Here is a 14,905-nt window from a genome sequence, read left to right on the forward strand (position 1 = left end):
AGAGAGCTGAATAGCCGCGTATCGAGAAATCACTCGCATCCGCCAAGGCGCACTGCCCTGCGGCTGTTCTTCAGCCAGTAAGCTAGATAACCACACGAAAATGCATGTTGTGTTTCATAATTATCTTAAGGCACCAAGGATAGATATGAAGCTGCTGGGGCGTCACTGCATGCTCATATCTTGATGTCGTAATCAACATACTTGTGCATCAGCGTGTCGTAGGTGCCGTCGTTCTTGATCTCGCGAAGGGCCTCGTTGAATTGCTCAGCAAGCTCCTTGTCACGTGGCCTGAAGGCGGCAGCAACACCGTAACCGAAATACTCCTTCGGTTCGCGGATAAGCTCCGAGATGCGCATGACCTGGCTGTCATCCTGATTGATATTGAGACTCGAAATAGCCAGCGGATAGTACATGAAGGCGGTGTCGAGACGTCCACTGGCTATATCCAGCGCCAGATCCTCACCGGTCGCGTAGCGTCGCACATCCATCAGATTACCATAGGTATCGGTAATATAGCGATCCCGAATAGTGCCACGCTGCACACCTACGCTGAGCCCCTTCAGACTGTCGCGATCCTTGGCATTCAAGGTGCTACCCTTGGCAGCCACCCAGACGCTGGGATTGCTGTAATAGGGTTCGGAGAACAGCAAACGCTGGCGACGCTCCGGTGTGATGGCCATCGAGGACATGATGACATCGTACTTGCGCGATAATAACCCCGGGATCATGCCGTCCCAGGCCTGCACGATCCACTCGCAATCGCGTTGAATACGCTTGCAAACCTCATCGCCGAGCTCGATCTCGAAACCGGTCAGCGTGCCGTCCGATAATTTGTATTCAAAGGGTTCGAACGGCACATCCACAGCCAGCTTGAGAGGCTCTTGGGCCAGCACTTGGCTAGCTGAGAATAAGCTAATGACCGTTGCAAGACCGCCAAGCTTTACGATAAACGAAGTAGTGAATTTCATTGAGGCACCCGGCTTGTTATTGGAGATAATGTCTTCGTAACAGATTCGTAGTCAAATCCACCACACACGTCACGCCAAGCAGCGCCATATTGCGCTCTATTTCCGCGCCAAGCAACGAAACGGCCTTCTCCACACCGGCTTCGCCAGCAATGCTGGCCGCATAATTAAAGGGGCGACCAAGAAACACGAAGCTGCCCCCCAACGACAGAGCCTTAAGCACTTGGCTGCCGCGGCGGAAGCTGCCGTCGATCATCACTGGCACGGCCCCCTCAATCGCCTCAAGCACCTCGGGCAGCATGGTCAGCGGCGCCACGGTGGCATCGAGCTGACGGCCGCCGTGATTGGAGACTATCAAGCCGTCTGCGCCCGCGCTTACAGCACGCCGCGCATCCTCAGGGTGCAGGATACCCTTTACCACCAGCACTCCTTTCCATCGCGCCCGAACCCGCTCTAGGGTCGACCAATCGAGATGTCGGCGGCCCGAGAAATCCCGGTTGACGTTCTTCGCAAGTACCGGTACGCCGCGAGTCGCGGCGTTATTCTCGAAGTGCGGTACACCATGACGCCACAATGTCCGCAGGAAGGTCCCGAATAGCCAGCGCGATCGCACCAGGCCGTCCCAGGCCAGACGCAGGCTGGGACGAAGCGGTGACGAAAAGCCTGCTCGCCGATGATTTTCGGGGATGGTTACACGACACTGCGATACCACACATTAGCCTTAAGGAATGTACCCCCCCGCTTCCTGCGCATGCAGCACTCCAAAATTGACCTGTCCGCCAGCATGCCTCTACTGGTTTCATCTATGAAGAGGTTTAGTGCGTCTTCCTGCACAAGTCACATATCCTGTTACCACCAACAAATAACTTGAATGGCTATAAGGGTAATACTAGGTTACTTAAGATATAGGTCAGCTCACACTATGAGTGATTTTTGATATTCAACACATAACAAAAAGGACAATAAAATGACATATCGAATACTTGCGTTGATCATTATATTATTATTTAGTTGTAGCTCAGTATATGCGCAAACTTCTGAAGTTGAGAGCGACCTAGATATTTTGGGTCTTACGCTTGGAATGTCACCCGCGGAGGTCAAAAAGTCGATGGCCGAGCTTGAGTTCTACCTGAAGTATGACGAGCGCCGTAAACTTGAAAACACTGATATAGAATTCACTCACCGTGAAGAATGGGCGGCAGCGAATGATGAAGATAGGAAAATTTCATTTTATTATACTTCATCTCCTGCGGAGTCTCGCGTGATAGGCATAGGCTTTATGTCTGGACGTAATTCCAAGTTAAAGCCGGTTGATCAACTCACGGAACCTTTGTTCGGAAGATATGGTATGCCGCAGTACGGCCCAATTAGTACGGTAGAGGGTAGATTCATTTGGGCTAGAGAATCTAATCCCAAGCAACCACATGGTGAAGCTTATGAGCGTCTTTGCCTAGACAGCTTAAGTAGAGTCGACCCCAAAATAAGTTCGACTCCACCGGAGGCGTCCAAACATTGTCTAGGTGTATATTTGACTGTAACCGTTAAGACAAGAATGGGAAAGTCCGGTTTGCTTGCGAAATCGTATGCTTCCAATCTATGGGATTACGGTGAGGTCCGCGCCAATTTGAAATCATTCAGTCAGTACGCAAGTAGAGAGGCCCGGAAGGCCGAAGAGAAGATGATTAAAAAAGTCGAGGTACCAAAACAGGAAATCTACGATATTGTCTACGAAGGTGAGGTTCAAAATCCCTTGGACAAAGAGATATACCCGGCTATTTTAGCACGGAAACTGGAGGAGCGGCGCCTCACAATTCACGGTCTCGGCTGCTCGTATAGTTTGAAGGAGAGAAAAAGTAGATGGATCGGAATACGCTTAAATGGCCCCTGTCCTTCGTCCGTCAAACTCTTCATCCGTCACCGCAGCGGCGAAGAGGTCCACCTGAGATCTGCCGGGTGGAACGAGAACATGACCGTGGAAGGAGTTCTGAAGTTCAAGGGACGGGCGGATATCCCGTTATACCTTTGTCGGAGTGGAAGTATGATGCGCCACTCGAGCGAATGCCGGCTTTGGTCGATGGAGTATGCTCCACAGGATCTTCTCACGTCCTACGCGGAGAAAAAAGTCAAGAGAGACGCCGAGCGAAGAGAAGCACGGCTGGCAAAGGAGCGTGCCGCTACAGCAGCCTACGCGGCCGAACTGGCCGTCTCCGAGAAACGTCGCGCCGAGAAGCGCGCCACGAAGATGGCGAAGCTCAGAAAGACCATAATGCCTCGGATTCCAGAGACCAGCGAGTGCGATGAGAGTAAGCTTCCTGACCCCACTTGGTCGCCTGATACGCCCCTCGACTACTCGGCTTTCACCTTTGTCTGTCGGAAGCCAACCCACATGGACCCTCCCCGCTGGTACTTGGGGCTCGCCTCGACGGATCTTGGCCACGAATTTCGCTTGACTGATAAACGGACTCGCGCAGGTCAAATAATCGATAACGTCGCGCGCGGTGGATCCATGTATGTCGAGATCAGCGAGATGCTGCAGCTTCTCGGGGATCTCCAGCCAGACAATATCGCGCAGCTGACGCTGTTTGATCCCGCATCTAAGCTGAGCAAACTCGACAACGACTACTACTTTCGAGCCGAGATCCGCCGCGTGCGTCCGGGAGCTGAACCGCCGCCCAAGCTGGTCTACTTGGCGGGCAATCTCATGGGCGACAAGATGCAGATGTTCGCCTCCGCCGACTGGCTGGGCCTTGAGAGGCAGCTCGAAGCGGATGCGGAAGCGGCCCTCGCGCCCCTTCAGTCTCTCTTAGGCAATGCTGGGATGGCGTTAGGCGCTGGCGCTCTATATCAAACTCGGTATGCGCGCTTAATCACCGCCTACGCGATCTTGAGGATGAATATTCATGGGTCGTGTGGCGAAGGGACAGAGCAGGTTGTATGGACCACAACGCATTGGAAGGAATACCGAAACGGCTACGGTCACTACAGGGGCTCCTCGGCGCCGACCAGCACGAGAGAGGCGTTCCCTGTGCCGGTTGGCTTTCGCGCCCCCTTCAAAAAGGTCGATACGATCAAGGTCGATCGTTCCGAACTTAATAGTCTTGAAAAAGTGGTTCGCCACCTGGACTGCGCTAATCCTGCCCGCCGAGTCGTGGAGCAAAACATGTTGAGATTCTATCATCACCGGTACTAAGCATAAGGGCGGGGCCAGTTTACAGGAGCATGATGGGAAGAAATTCCCGCCCCCGAAGGGCAGGAACAGTGTCAGTTGCCTGGCAAGAGGTCTACGGGCGTTTTACGCTGTACTGTAGTGCCGTCATCAAGCTGACCAAGCTTATTGGCCTCCTTGGCCTTTCCCTTAGCTTAGTTCGCCATCAATGTGAGAATCCGCGTCTTGTATGCACATTGCTCGGCATACGCCACGGGTGGCAAATAGTCCAGCGAGCTATGCGGCCTGAAATGGTTGTAGGGGGTTCTCTATTGACCAATTTCGTATTGCGCATCGGTAAGGCTCAAGAACCATGGCATGTGCCTAAGCATTGCCTTGCGCACCATGCACTGCCGTCTATGGCGTGGCCTACCTCAGCAACTCAATCGGCCGAAGTACTGTCAGCGCAATGTCGCAGAGAATCTATCAGTTGGCTAAAGAAAAAACATTGTCTCTGTCAGCGTTACGGCAAGCCAGCCAATAGCTGCTACGGCGCCATGGTAATGTTGGCCTGTATCGAGCATTGAATGTAGGTCGTTTTTTTCAAACAGAACATCGGGTGAACAACTGGCTATGTAACTCTTATTATGTTGACAGCAAACGAGAAGGCAGCGGAAAAGGCTTAGCAATCGCTGAATTTTTCTATCTAATTGAAACCTGCTGGACACAGCTACGTGAGGAAAATTTAACCACATTCGTTTTGCTAGGAAGGATGTTGGGTGGGTAGCAAAAACGCTTGCAATTGATTGAATTGTATAACTAATTGGCGGAGGGGGAGGGATTCGAACCCTCGAAGCCTTTCGACTTACACACTTTCCAGGCGTGCTCCTTCGACCACTCGGACACCCCTCCGCATTTTTGATCTTTCAAAGCGTTTGCCGCTCCTCGAGAACGGCGCAAATGGTAGCGAGCTAAGCCCTCGATTGCAAGCCACTTTTTCGCACTCAAGTCGGATTCGAGCCAATCAGGACTCGGGAAGAACCGCGTAGTCGCCTTCGGCTTCAAGGCATAATGTATCACCAGCATAAAGCCGCTGAATCAAGGCGATGCGCCCTTTACCCTTGGTGTCCAGGCGTTCACGAAGCTGCTCAAGCCCATCAGCGACCTTTGGTACACATTCAAGCCGGTAGTCGGTTGTCACCGGGGCGACAAAGCGCTGACTGGCGGTAGCCACTACCACGTTCTGAACGCGCCCATGTGTGCGCAGCCATAGCGTCGTCCAGCACCAGCCGATCAGGGTTGTCTGGGCTGCCAGGGAGCCACCGAAGCCGGTACCCTTGTCATTGAGATTGGGCGCAAGCTGCAGATGCCAGACAAGCGTGTCGCCCTGCCAGGCCATGTCGGTTATACCAAGATGGGTCACCATGGGAATGGCGTCACCAAGCCAGCGCTGAAAGGTGACCAAATCATCACCCTGCCCTTTTGCAGGCAGCGATAAACGCGGATGCGGCACGCCGATCTCACGAGCCATGTTCAGGTCCAGCGCTCGACGAAATCAGCCGGGTCGCGCTCGGGGATGCGCTTGTCGCGGCCGCCGGGCTGACCAAGATAGAGAAAGGCGACGATCTCGTCATGCTCATCGAGTCCCAGGCCTTCCCGCACCGTCAGGTTGAAGGCGAAGTGGCCGGTGCGCCACATGGCGCCGAGTCCTTGCGCTTGGGCTGCCAGCAGAATGCCATGAGCGGCGCAGCCGGCGGAAAGCACCTGCTCGATGGGCGGCACCTTGGGCAGGTCCGGTACGACCTTGGCGATCACGGCGATAATCATGGGTGCACGCAGGGGCTTCTTGCGCGCACCTTCGAGCTTCTTCTCGGGTATATCCGGCTCTTCACGCCGCTCTGCCTCGGCAAAGAGATCCCCCAGGCGCTCAAGGCCTTCACCGGAAAATTCGATGAAGCGCCAAGGGGTAAGCTGCTTGTGATCCGGCGCCCTCAGCGCAGCCCGGTAAAGCACGTCAAGCTGTTCGCGATCTGGCACTGGGCCTGTCAGTTTGCCCATCGAGTTGCGCTCTTGCAGCAGCGTCATTGCGTCCATGCAGCTCTCCTGATAATGAACGGAATAGTTGGACGAGAACGTTTCTCAGCGTTTAAAAAGAACTCTAACCCAGGCCATCACTGCCGTGCCAGCCGTAATGGCTCCGGCGGACCCTCCCCCGGCGTGGCTCGCCAGGGGCTGATATCCAGCCCACCCCGGCGGACATAGCGCGCAAGTACCAGCAGTTTCTCCGGGCGTACCCGCGCCATAAAGTCGGTGAAAATATGCTCGACGCAGTGCTCGTGAAAATCCTGATGCTGACGATATGAGACCAGATACTTGAGCAGACTTTCACGGTCAATTCTGGGGCCGCGATAGCGGATCAGCACGCTGCCCCAGTCCGGCTGGCCGGTGACCGGGCAGTTGGACTTGAGCAGGTGCGAGTACAGCGCCTCTTCGACTATCTCGTCACTTGCGATCAATAGTTCAGGATTGGGCACGTAGTCCTGAATCTCCACCTCGAGATCGTCGATACACTCCCCGGGCAAACGACGCGGCATCAGCGCCTCATCATCGACGTGCAGCAGCGTGACCTGAACCTCTGCGCCAGCGGCCGAGGATAGATCGCGAACAAGAATCTGGCGTACCGCATTACGGCTGGCAAAGTGGCACTGGTTGAAGCCGTTGAGGTAGAGCTTCCAGGATTTCGACTCGATCAAATTCGGTGAGCTTGCCGGCAGGCGAAAACGCGCCACGGCGACGATTGGCTTGCCCTTCGGATCGAGCCAGGAAAGCTCGAAGGCATGCCATTCATCTTCGCCCTCGAAAGGCAGATTCGCCGCATCGATGCCTAGGGGCGCGCGGTTGGCGGCCCGGGGAATGGCAAACAACAGCGCCGGGTCGTAGCGTTGCGGATACTCGCTCGCGTGTCCTAGTGGTGCATCTTGCAGATTCATGAACGAATCCCCTTGCCACGCTTGAGCATCCACAGGGCGAGCAGGAAGAACCCGACTATGAAGGCGGCAACGGCGACCAGCGCCCCGCCCACGGGAATATCGGAGACGCCGAGAATGCCGTAGCGAAACACATTGACCATATACAGGATCGGGTTGGCCATGGAAACGCCTTGCCAAAACTCCGGTAACATGTCGATGGAGTAGAACACTCCACCCAGATAAGTCAGCGGCGTCAGCACGAAGATCGGCACGATGGAAATGTCATCGAACTTGTTTGCCATCAAGGCGTTGATGAAACCGCCGATGGCAAACACCGCCGAGGTCATGAGTACCACGCTCAAGGTCACCAGGGGATGATGAATCGTCACGTCGGTGAAGAAGGAGGCAACGACGGTGACGATCAGCCCTACACCCAATCCGCGGGCCATGCCACCCAACACGAAGCCGGACAGGATCACCCAATCGGGCATGGGTGAGACCATGAATTCCTCGACGCTGCGCTGGAATTTGTTGGAGAAAAACGACGAGGCGACATTGGAGTAGCTATTGGTGATCACCGACATCATGATCAGCCCCGGCACGATGTAGGCCATGTAGCTGATGCCATCCATCTCGCCGATACGCGAACCGATCAGGTTGCCGAAAATGATGAAATACATGGTCATGGTGATGGACGGCGGCAGCAATGTTTGCGGCCAGATGCGCGTAAAACGGCGAATCTCCTTGAACACCAGAGTCCACAGGGAAACCAGAATCTGACGTGCATTCACGATTGCACCTCCGCCTTTGCCGGTTCCCGGGACTTGGCATTGTCGCCCTCCACCATGGAGACGAACATCTCCTCGAGCCGGTTGGCGCGGTTGCGCATCGAGACCACGTTGATACCTTGAGCGGAGAACTGCTCGAAGGCGTCATTAAGCCGCTGACCTTTCTTGACCGCCAGGGTCAGCTGAGAGCCCTCGGTTTGTTCCACCTCGAAACCATCGATTCGTGGCGGCTTTTCCACCGGTGCAGCCAGATCGAGAATGAAGGTTTCCGTGTCGAGTTCGGTCAGCAGACTGCGCACCGTGGTGTTCTTGACGATCTCGCCATTGTTGATGATGGCAATGTTACGGCACAGACTCTCGGCTTCCTCGAGATAGTGGGTGGTCAGGATGATGGTGGTGTCTTCTTCCTGGTTGATACGCTTCATGTACTCCCACATGCTGCGACGCAGCTCGATGTCCACTCCAGCGGTAGGCTCATCCAAAATCAGCAAACGCGGACGATGAATCAAGGCGCGGGCAATCATCAAACGGCGCTTCATGCCGCCGGAGAGCATACGCGCCGGACCGTTGCGCTTGTCCCACAGGCCCAGATCCTTCAGCAGCTGATTGCAGCGCGGCTTGGCCTCTCGCAGCGGCATGCCGTAGTAGCCCGCTTGGGCATGAATGATGTCCTCGACCTTCTCGAACTGGGAGAAATTGAACTCTTGAGGCACCACGCCCAGGTTGTACTTGGCCTTGGCAAAATCTTTATCGATATCGGTACCGTAGATCGACACCTTGCCGGCAGTTTTCTGCACCAGAGAACATACCACCCCCAAGGTGGTGGATTTACCCGCCCCGTTGGGGCCCAGCAAGGCAAAGAAATCCCCTTGGGGAACATCCAGATCGATGCCTTTCAGGGCAGTGAAACCATTATCGTAGACTTTGGTCAGCCCACGAATAGACAGTGCCGGTTCGGCCATGGGCAATCCTTGTCGCAAATTAGTGAATAATGAGTCTGTTAACATCAGGGCATATTGATGAAATTCAAGTTGGCTTCTGGTTCAGCCACCCCGCCAGCTGGAATTCATCCTGGAGTAAATGCAATTCAGGTTGATGCTGCTTGGCAATTCGCTCCGCGAGCCGGGCCCCTTCTTCCAATAGATGAACTTCTATGCGGCGGCGATCCCCTTGCCCAGGGCGTCGCTCCACTAACCCAGCTTCTTCGCAGCGGTCGATCAGCGCAACGGTACCATGGTGTTTGGCCTGAAGACGCTCCGCCAATTCGCCCACTGTCGCCCATTCTCGGCCTGTAAACCCCCGCAAGTGCAACAGAAGCTGATACTGCAGCGGGGTCAGTCCACTAGCGCGGCACATATCCTCACTCTGCCGCAGGAAACAACGCAGGCGATAGCGAAAATGCGAGAGGCGCTCAAAATCGGTTTTAGCCAGTGATATGCGGGACGTGGATTCTGGCGATTCCATCCTTCTCTCCTTGACACTCAGCTTAAGCCAAACTAGAAATATCATAATATGATATTTAATTTCGATCGAGGTGTATCATGACGCCGATATCTCTAATGCAGCTACCCTTCTCCTCTACCCAGGGCTGGAAAGAGCTTTCCCGGCGCCAACCATCGGTACAATTGCTGGTACTGTGCATTGTGCTGCCGATGTCTCTCATTCCACCCCTCATGCTCTACTACGCTGGCACTCATTATGGTGATGCATTCATGTCAGGATTCGCCGATAAACAGTGGCGCTTCATCACGACCATCTTCTTTCTGGCGGAGCTGTTGACCTTCGCGGTAATGGGCTGGCTAATCTACGAGATCGCCAATACCAGCAAGAACGCTCTTAGCATTCACGATGCCTATATGCTGGCGGCCCTTGCACCTATTCCGATGTGGCTGTCGGCGTTGGCGCTCTGGGTGCCTAGCCTGGCGTTCAATATCATCGTTGCGCTAATCGCACTAGGTGTTTCCTGCAGCCTCGTCTACCACGGATTGAAAGGCCTGGCACGCGAACAAGACGAGATGGAAACCATGTCGGCAGCTTATACGATCATGTCTGCAAGCGTATTGGCCTGGGGATTGCTGATCGCGGTCGCTTGGGCTTATTGAAGCAAAGTGAACCACTCTTTCACCCATCACTTGACCCATATAAGCCATCGTTCTACGCTTGCGAGCATTCCTGGGGGAGTCCAAGCGGACTGAGATTCCGCTGTCAGACGTATGAACATGGCAGCGGTAACCCTTCGAACCTGATCCGGATCATGCCGGCGAAGGGAAGGAAGTGCCTCTCTGTCACGCTTCTACCCCAACGCGATTACGCCTTCATCACGGCGTTCGGCATCCTGCCGGACATTTTCACGTAATGGAGAGAGTAATGCTAACGACTGCTCATGCGCTCTGGTGGCTCATCGCCTTTGCGACACTGTTCGCCCTGCCCGGCATGCTCTACGCCAGGCGCCATCACGAAAGCCTCGAAGACTTCATCATCGCCCGCAACAGTCAGAGTGCCACTGCCACGGTACTGACCCTGATGGCGTCCACCCTGGGCACCTGGATTCTATTCGGCCCGGCCCAGGCCGCTACCTGGGGCGGCTTGGCAGCGATCACCGGCTATGCGCTAGGCTCGCTGGCCCCGCGCTTGGTGATGATTCCGCTAGGCCGACGCCTACGCGAGTTTTCTCCCGAAGGACACTCGCTGACCGAGTTCGTGATGAGTCGCTACGGCCGTCCCATGTACGCTTTCACCCTGCTCATCATGCTGTTTTATCTGTTCATTTCCCTGGCTGCCGGCATCACCGCCATCGCCATGATGGTGGAGCTGGTCGCACCGGTGCCGCTATGGGCCACCAGCGTGATCGTGATGAGCGCTACCCTGCTTTATACCCTCTACGGCGGACTGCGCGCCTCGATCTTCACCGACAAGGTGCAGATGATCGTGATCCTGCCGCTGCTGTTTGTACTCATCGTCTTCGGCTGGCAGGCCGCCGGCGGCATCACACCCACCCTCGAAGGGCTTGCAACCAATGCGCCGCAACTTCTGAACATCGCCGATCTGGGAGGGCTAAAGGCTGGTATCACCTTCTTTCTGGCAGTGCTCTTGACTGGGCTTTTCTATCAGGGCAACTGGCAGCGGGTATATGCCGCGCGGAATAACCGGGCTGTGCGATTGGGCTTCTTTCTTGGTGGGCTCTTGAGCACGCCGATGATCTTCATGATGGGGCTGTTCGGTCTAGCCTTTGTTGGTTTGGGGTTGCCCGGAGACGGCTCCGTAGCCCTGTTCAGCGTACTGCTCGATAACGCGCCAGGCTGGTTCGCCATCGGCCTGATCTTTCTGGGACTTGCTCTGGTGATGAGCAGCGCGGACACCAGCATCAGCGCGGTGTCCAGCATGATCGCCGTGGACGGCGGGCGGCTGATGCCCCGTGCCAGCGACGCTCATCTGATGCGCCTGTCCCGTTGGCTGATGCTGGCAATCGCGGTTCCCGTCATCTTCGTGGCGGCTCAAGGCTACAGCGTGCTCTACTTGTTCCTGCTGGCGGATCTGTTCTGCTGCGCGGCGGCGTTCCCGGTCTTCTTCGGGCTGTTCAATCGCCGCTTCAATGGTCGCGCTGCGGTGCTGGCAACCGCTGGTGGCCTGGTTGCAGGGCTCTTCATGTTCCCCGCGCCAGGCGATGCCCTGAACACCCTGATGGAGTCCTTCCTGCTCGCCACTTTCGTGCCGGTGATCGTGGCCTTGGCCATGCTCGTCCTCCTGCCAGCCAAGGAGCGATTTGATTTCGCGATCTTGAAGTCCGGCGTGCGGCGCTTTGAGGGTTAAGGGCGCTCGAGCCCGAAATGCCCTCGCAGCGTGGTGGTGTCGTACGCTTCCCGGAACAGGCCGCGGCGCTGTAGTTCCGGGATGACATGTTCGACGAAATCCTCGATGCCGGAAGGCAGCGACGGCGGCATCAGGTTGAAACCATCCGCGCCCCCTTCCCCGAACCAGCGTTCCATCTCGTCGGCGATGCTTTCCGGCGTGCCGATCATGGTGCAGTGGCCGCCCCCTGCGGCCAGCCGACCTAAAAGCTCCCGAAGCGTCGGCTGCTCGGTTTCGATGATGCGCAAGATCGTGGAGTAACGCCCCTGAGGGCCGGTGAACTCGGCAAGCGGCGGCAGTTCCGGCACCGGCGCGTCCAGTTCCCAACCGCTGCAGTCCTGTTCGATGAACAGCCCCAATTGGCGCAGTGACGCCGCCACCGGCAGGCACTCATCCAGGGCGCGCTGCTTGGCCTTGGCCTCTTCCATAGTGGAACCCACATAGGTGACGAGACCGGGCAGGATGGGCACCGGAGCACTGCGCCCCGCTGCTTTCACCCGAGCCTTGATGTCCCGGTAGTAGTCCTGGGCGGTGGGTAGATCGTAGGCGACGGCGTAAATGGCTTCTGCATAGCGGGCGGCGAGATCGCGCCCCTGCTCCGAGGCGCCAGCCTGTATCAATACCGGATGTCCCTGGGGCGGACGCGAGAGATTCAGCGGCCCATCGACGAGAAAGTGCTCGCCCTGGTGATGGATCTTGCGCACCTTGCCCGGATCGGCATAGCGTCCTTTGCGGTCGCGCTCGATGGCGTCGTCCGCCCAGCTATCCCAGAGCGCCAGCACCGCCTGCACGAACTCCTCGGCTCGGGCGTAGCGCTCGGCGTGAGAAGGCATGGAAACGTAGTTATGATTGCGCGCCTCAACGTCGAACATCGAGGTCACCACGTTCCAGCCCACGCGGCCGCCGGAAATATGATCCAGCGATCCTACCAGCCGTGCGGCATGAAACGGCGTATAGAAGGTGCTCGAAATGGTACTGATCAGACCAATGTGCTGGGTCGCCCGACTCATGGCAGAAAGTGCCGTCAGCGGTTCGAGATGCCAGTGAAAGCCATCCTCCACGCTGCCGGCACTCATGCCATCGGCGAAGAACACCGCGTCCAGCTTGCCTCGCTCGGCGATCTGGGCGAGGGATTCGTAATAGGCGATATCCGTCAGCCGCTCCGCTGCGGAATCCGGGTGCCGCCAGGCCGCCCGATGATGGCCGCAGCCCATGATGAACAGGTTGATGTGCAGTTTTTCGGTCTCGTCGCGCTTTTTCATCAGCCCTTCACCAGTCCGCCGTCCACGATCAGATTCTGGCCGGTAACGGCTCGCGCCCAGGGCGAGGCGAAGAACAGCGCCGCATCGGCGAACTCTTCTGGCGTGGTGACGCGACGCAGCGGGGTATTTTGCGCGATGAGATCGAACACCGATTCCGGCGTGGCGCTGGAGGCATCCGTGGTACGCAAAAGTCCGCCGGAGATCATGTTCACGGTGATGTTGTCCGGACCCAGATCCTGGGACAACGTGCGGGTCAAGGACAGCAGCGCCGCCTTGCCGGCGGTATAATCGTGATAAGGCACGACCGGGTTCTGAAACAGATTGGTGCCGATATTGAGGATGCGCCCACCGCCCTGTTCCCGCATGCCGGGCAGTGCTGCTTGAACGGTATTCAGCGCACCGCGATTCACGCCTTCGAGCTGCTGGCTCATCTGCGCCCAGCTGAGGCTATCCGCCTGGGGTCTAGCCTCGCCATTGAAGGAGAAACTCGGCAGCGCATTGTTCACCACGGTGGTGATTGGCGCGCCGAAGTGGCTGTGGGCGCTATCGAAAAGCGTCTTGACTGCTTCTGGATCGGTTACATCCGCCTGAACCGCCAGGGCACGCTCAGGGGCTTCACTGGCCAGCGCGTTTGCAGCCTCGCCGCTGTTCAGATAGTTGATCACTACTCGCGCACCCTGGCCAAGAAATGCACGCGACAGATGCGCGCCAAGCCCGCGGGCGCCACCGGTGATCAGAACGATCTGAGTATCGATTGCAGGAGAGAAATTGGACATGAAAAAGGCTCCTCGCGGCAATAAAAGGGTGCCGCCATGGAGCCAGCTGACATCCCTTCGCCAGCATTAACTGGATCAGGTTCAACGGGTATTGTCTCAGCGGCAACGACCGCACCCCGTGTCGAACCCACACCATAGCGCATTGTCACGAACCAGAACAGCCGCGACCTTTCAGGAATGCTCGAGGAAAACCATGACGCTGAAAGGCAACGAAGAACGCGGCAAGTCATGCGTTTGCTGCATAGACGCAAGAAAAGGAAACTGGAGGGATAAAAGTGGCGTCCCATAGGGGGTTCGAACCCCTGTTACCGCCGTGAAAGGGCGGTGTCCTGGACCACTAGACGAATGGGACGTAACGGTAGGAAAGTTGGATATTTGGAGCGGGAAACGAGATTCGAACTCGCGACCCTCGCCTTGGCAAGGCGATGCTCTACCACTGAGCTATTCCCGCATTGACTCCAGCTTTTCAAACACCTGCGAGAAGGAAGTGGCGTCCCATAGGGGGTTCGAACCCCTGTTACCGCCGTGAAAGGGCGGTGTCCTGGACCACTAGACGAATGGGACGCAGTGCCTTGCCTCGTCGAGGTGGCGCGTATATTAATTAGCCCTGTGATGGGTGTCAAGCATCCGCGACTGCAAAAAATGAGAGTGGAAAGTTACCCGCTTCTCGTTGTCTCATGGCATGCAGGCAAACAGGAAATTGGAGCTTCCATGAGCAACAAGATTCAAAAGAGCGATGAGCAGTGGCGTGAACAACTCACCCCGGAGCAGTATCACGTGACTCGCGAGAAAGGCACCGAGCCCCCTTTCAGCGGCGATCATCAGATAGGTGACGAACATGGCATCTATCACTGCGTGTGCTGTGGTGCGGCGCTATTCGAGAACGAGCGCAAGTTCGAAGCGGGCTGCGGCTGGCCGAGTTTCGATCGCCCCTTGGCCGAGGCTGCGGTAGACGAACATTACGACGACTCGCATGCCATGCGCCGCATCGAGGTGGTGTGTTCGCGCTGCGATGCTCACCTGGGTCATGTCTTTCCGGATGGCCCTAAAGAGACTACCGGGCTGCGCTACTGCATCAACTCCGTCTCCCTGGACTTTCATCCTGGCGAATAGCTCCGATGAATAGTTCTGACGAATAGATAGGTAAAATC

At 56.5% G+C, this 14,905-nt stretch carries 14 protein-coding genes, 4 tRNA genes and 2 riboswitches; of the genes, 4 read left to right on the forward strand and 14 right to left on the reverse strand.

What is annotated here, in order from left to right:
* Positions 1–173 precede the first annotated feature (173 nt).
* Both H7850_RS11760 and H7850_RS11765 read right to left on the reverse strand, forming a co-directional pair.
* Positions 174–968, reverse strand: coding sequence for a transporter substrate-binding domain-containing protein (locus tag H7850_RS11760; RefSeq protein ID WP_227369731.1), 795 nt, complete (start codon positions 966–968; stop codon positions 174–176).
* A 16-nt stretch (positions 969–984) separates the two neighbouring features.
* On the reverse strand, positions 985–1,677 hold the full coding sequence (locus tag H7850_RS11765; protein WP_227369732.1) for an alpha-hydroxy acid oxidase: 693 nt from the start codon (positions 1,675–1,677) through the stop codon (positions 985–987).
* Between the two features lie 255 nt (positions 1,678–1,932).
* On the opposite strand from H7850_RS11765, the gene H7850_RS11770 reads away from it, so the two are divergent.
* On the forward strand, positions 1,933–4,155 hold the full coding sequence (locus H7850_RS11770; RefSeq protein WP_227369733.1) for a hypothetical protein: 2,223 nt from the start codon (positions 1,933–1,935) through the stop codon (positions 4,153–4,155).
* Positions 4,156–4,934: 779 nt separating this feature from the next.
* Here the strand turns inward: H7850_RS11770 and H7850_RS11775 are convergent.
* The 7 genes from H7850_RS11775 to H7850_RS11805 all read right to left on the reverse strand — a co-directional run bounded on the left by H7850_RS11775 (position 4,935) and on the right by H7850_RS11805 (position 9,331).
* A tRNA-Ser gene (locus H7850_RS11775) sits at positions 4,935–5,022 on the reverse strand.
* A 112-nt stretch (positions 5,023–5,134) separates the two neighbouring features.
* Positions 5,135–5,641 (reverse strand): YiiD C-terminal domain-containing protein, encoded by a 507-nt coding sequence (locus H7850_RS11780; RefSeq protein ID WP_227369734.1) that lies wholly within the window; start codon positions 5,639–5,641, stop codon positions 5,135–5,137.
* Positions 5,642–5,643: 2 nt separating this feature from the next.
* Positions 5,644–6,204: a nitroreductase family protein gene (locus H7850_RS11785; protein WP_227369735.1), complete on the reverse strand. Its 561-nt coding sequence runs from the start codon at positions 6,202–6,204 to the stop codon at positions 5,644–5,646.
* Positions 6,205–6,281: 77 nt separating this feature from the next.
* Entirely contained in the window at positions 6,282–7,100 is an 819-nt protein-coding gene (gene queF, locus H7850_RS11790; RefSeq protein WP_227369736.1) for an NADPH-dependent 7-cyano-7-deazaguanine reductase QueF, read from the reverse strand.
* Positions 7,097–7,870, reverse strand: coding sequence for an ABC transporter permease (locus tag H7850_RS11795; RefSeq protein WP_227369737.1), 774 nt, complete (start codon positions 7,868–7,870; stop codon positions 7,097–7,099). The genes queF and H7850_RS11795 overlap by 4 nt, the downstream gene beginning before the upstream one ends.
* A complete protein-coding gene (locus H7850_RS11800) occupies positions 7,867–8,829 on the reverse strand; it encodes an ABC transporter ATP-binding protein (protein ID WP_227369738.1) in 963 nt (320 codons plus the stop codon). The genes H7850_RS11795 and H7850_RS11800 overlap by 4 nt, the downstream gene beginning before the upstream one ends.
* Before the next feature lie 64 nt (positions 8,830–8,893).
* A complete protein-coding gene (locus tag H7850_RS11805) occupies positions 8,894–9,331 on the reverse strand; it encodes a MarR family winged helix-turn-helix transcriptional regulator (RefSeq protein WP_227369739.1) in 438 nt (145 codons plus the stop codon).
* Between the two features lie 77 nt (positions 9,332–9,408).
* Here H7850_RS11805 and H7850_RS11810 point away from each other — a divergent pair, with 77 nt between their 5' ends.
* Positions 9,409–9,969, forward strand: a complete 561-nt coding sequence (locus H7850_RS11810; protein ID WP_227369740.1) for a Yip1 family protein — start codon at positions 9,409–9,411, stop codon at positions 9,967–9,969.
* A gap of 62 nt (positions 9,970–10,031) precedes the next feature.
* Positions 10,032–10,153: riboswitch (TPP riboswitch) on the forward strand.
* A gap of 81 nt (positions 10,154–10,234) precedes the next feature.
* Positions 10,235–11,677: a sodium:solute symporter family protein gene (locus H7850_RS11815; RefSeq protein WP_227369741.1), complete on the forward strand. Its 1,443-nt coding sequence runs from the start codon at positions 10,235–10,237 to the stop codon at positions 11,675–11,677.
* Here H7850_RS11815 and H7850_RS11820 read toward each other — a convergent pair.
* From H7850_RS11820 to H7850_RS11840, 5 genes are all read right to left on the reverse strand, one after another.
* Positions 11,674–12,978, reverse strand: a complete 1,305-nt coding sequence (locus H7850_RS11820; RefSeq protein WP_227369742.1) for an LLM class flavin-dependent oxidoreductase — start codon at positions 12,976–12,978, stop codon at positions 11,674–11,676. The genes H7850_RS11815 and H7850_RS11820 overlap by 4 nt on opposite strands.
* Positions 12,978–13,754, reverse strand: a complete 777-nt coding sequence (locus H7850_RS11825; protein WP_227369743.1) for a 3-oxoacyl-ACP reductase — start codon at positions 13,752–13,754, stop codon at positions 12,978–12,980. Before H7850_RS11825 ends, H7850_RS11820 begins: the two co-directional genes overlap by 1 nt.
* A gap of 35 nt (positions 13,755–13,789) precedes the next feature.
* Positions 13,790–13,883, reverse strand: a riboswitch (TPP riboswitch).
* 147 nt (positions 13,884–14,030) lie between these two features.
* Positions 14,031–14,106, reverse strand: a tRNA-Glu gene (locus tag H7850_RS11830).
* A 24-nt stretch (positions 14,107–14,130) separates the two neighbouring features.
* A tRNA-Gly gene (locus H7850_RS11835) sits at positions 14,131–14,205 on the reverse strand.
* Positions 14,206–14,242: 37 nt separating this feature from the next.
* Positions 14,243–14,318 (reverse strand) — tRNA-Glu (locus tag H7850_RS11840).
* A 147-nt stretch (positions 14,319–14,465) separates the two neighbouring features.
* On the opposite strand from H7850_RS11840, the gene msrB reads away from it, so the two are divergent.
* Entirely contained in the window at positions 14,466–14,867 is a 402-nt protein-coding gene (gene msrB / locus H7850_RS11845) for a peptide-methionine (R)-S-oxide reductase MsrB (RefSeq protein ID WP_227369744.1), read from the forward strand.
* Positions 14,868–14,905: the final 38 nt, after the last annotated feature.

Source organism: Halomonas sp. M20, assembly GCF_020622265.1.
In the GTDB taxonomy this organism is placed as follows: domain Bacteria; phylum Pseudomonadota; class Gammaproteobacteria; order Pseudomonadales; family Halomonadaceae; genus Modicisalibacter.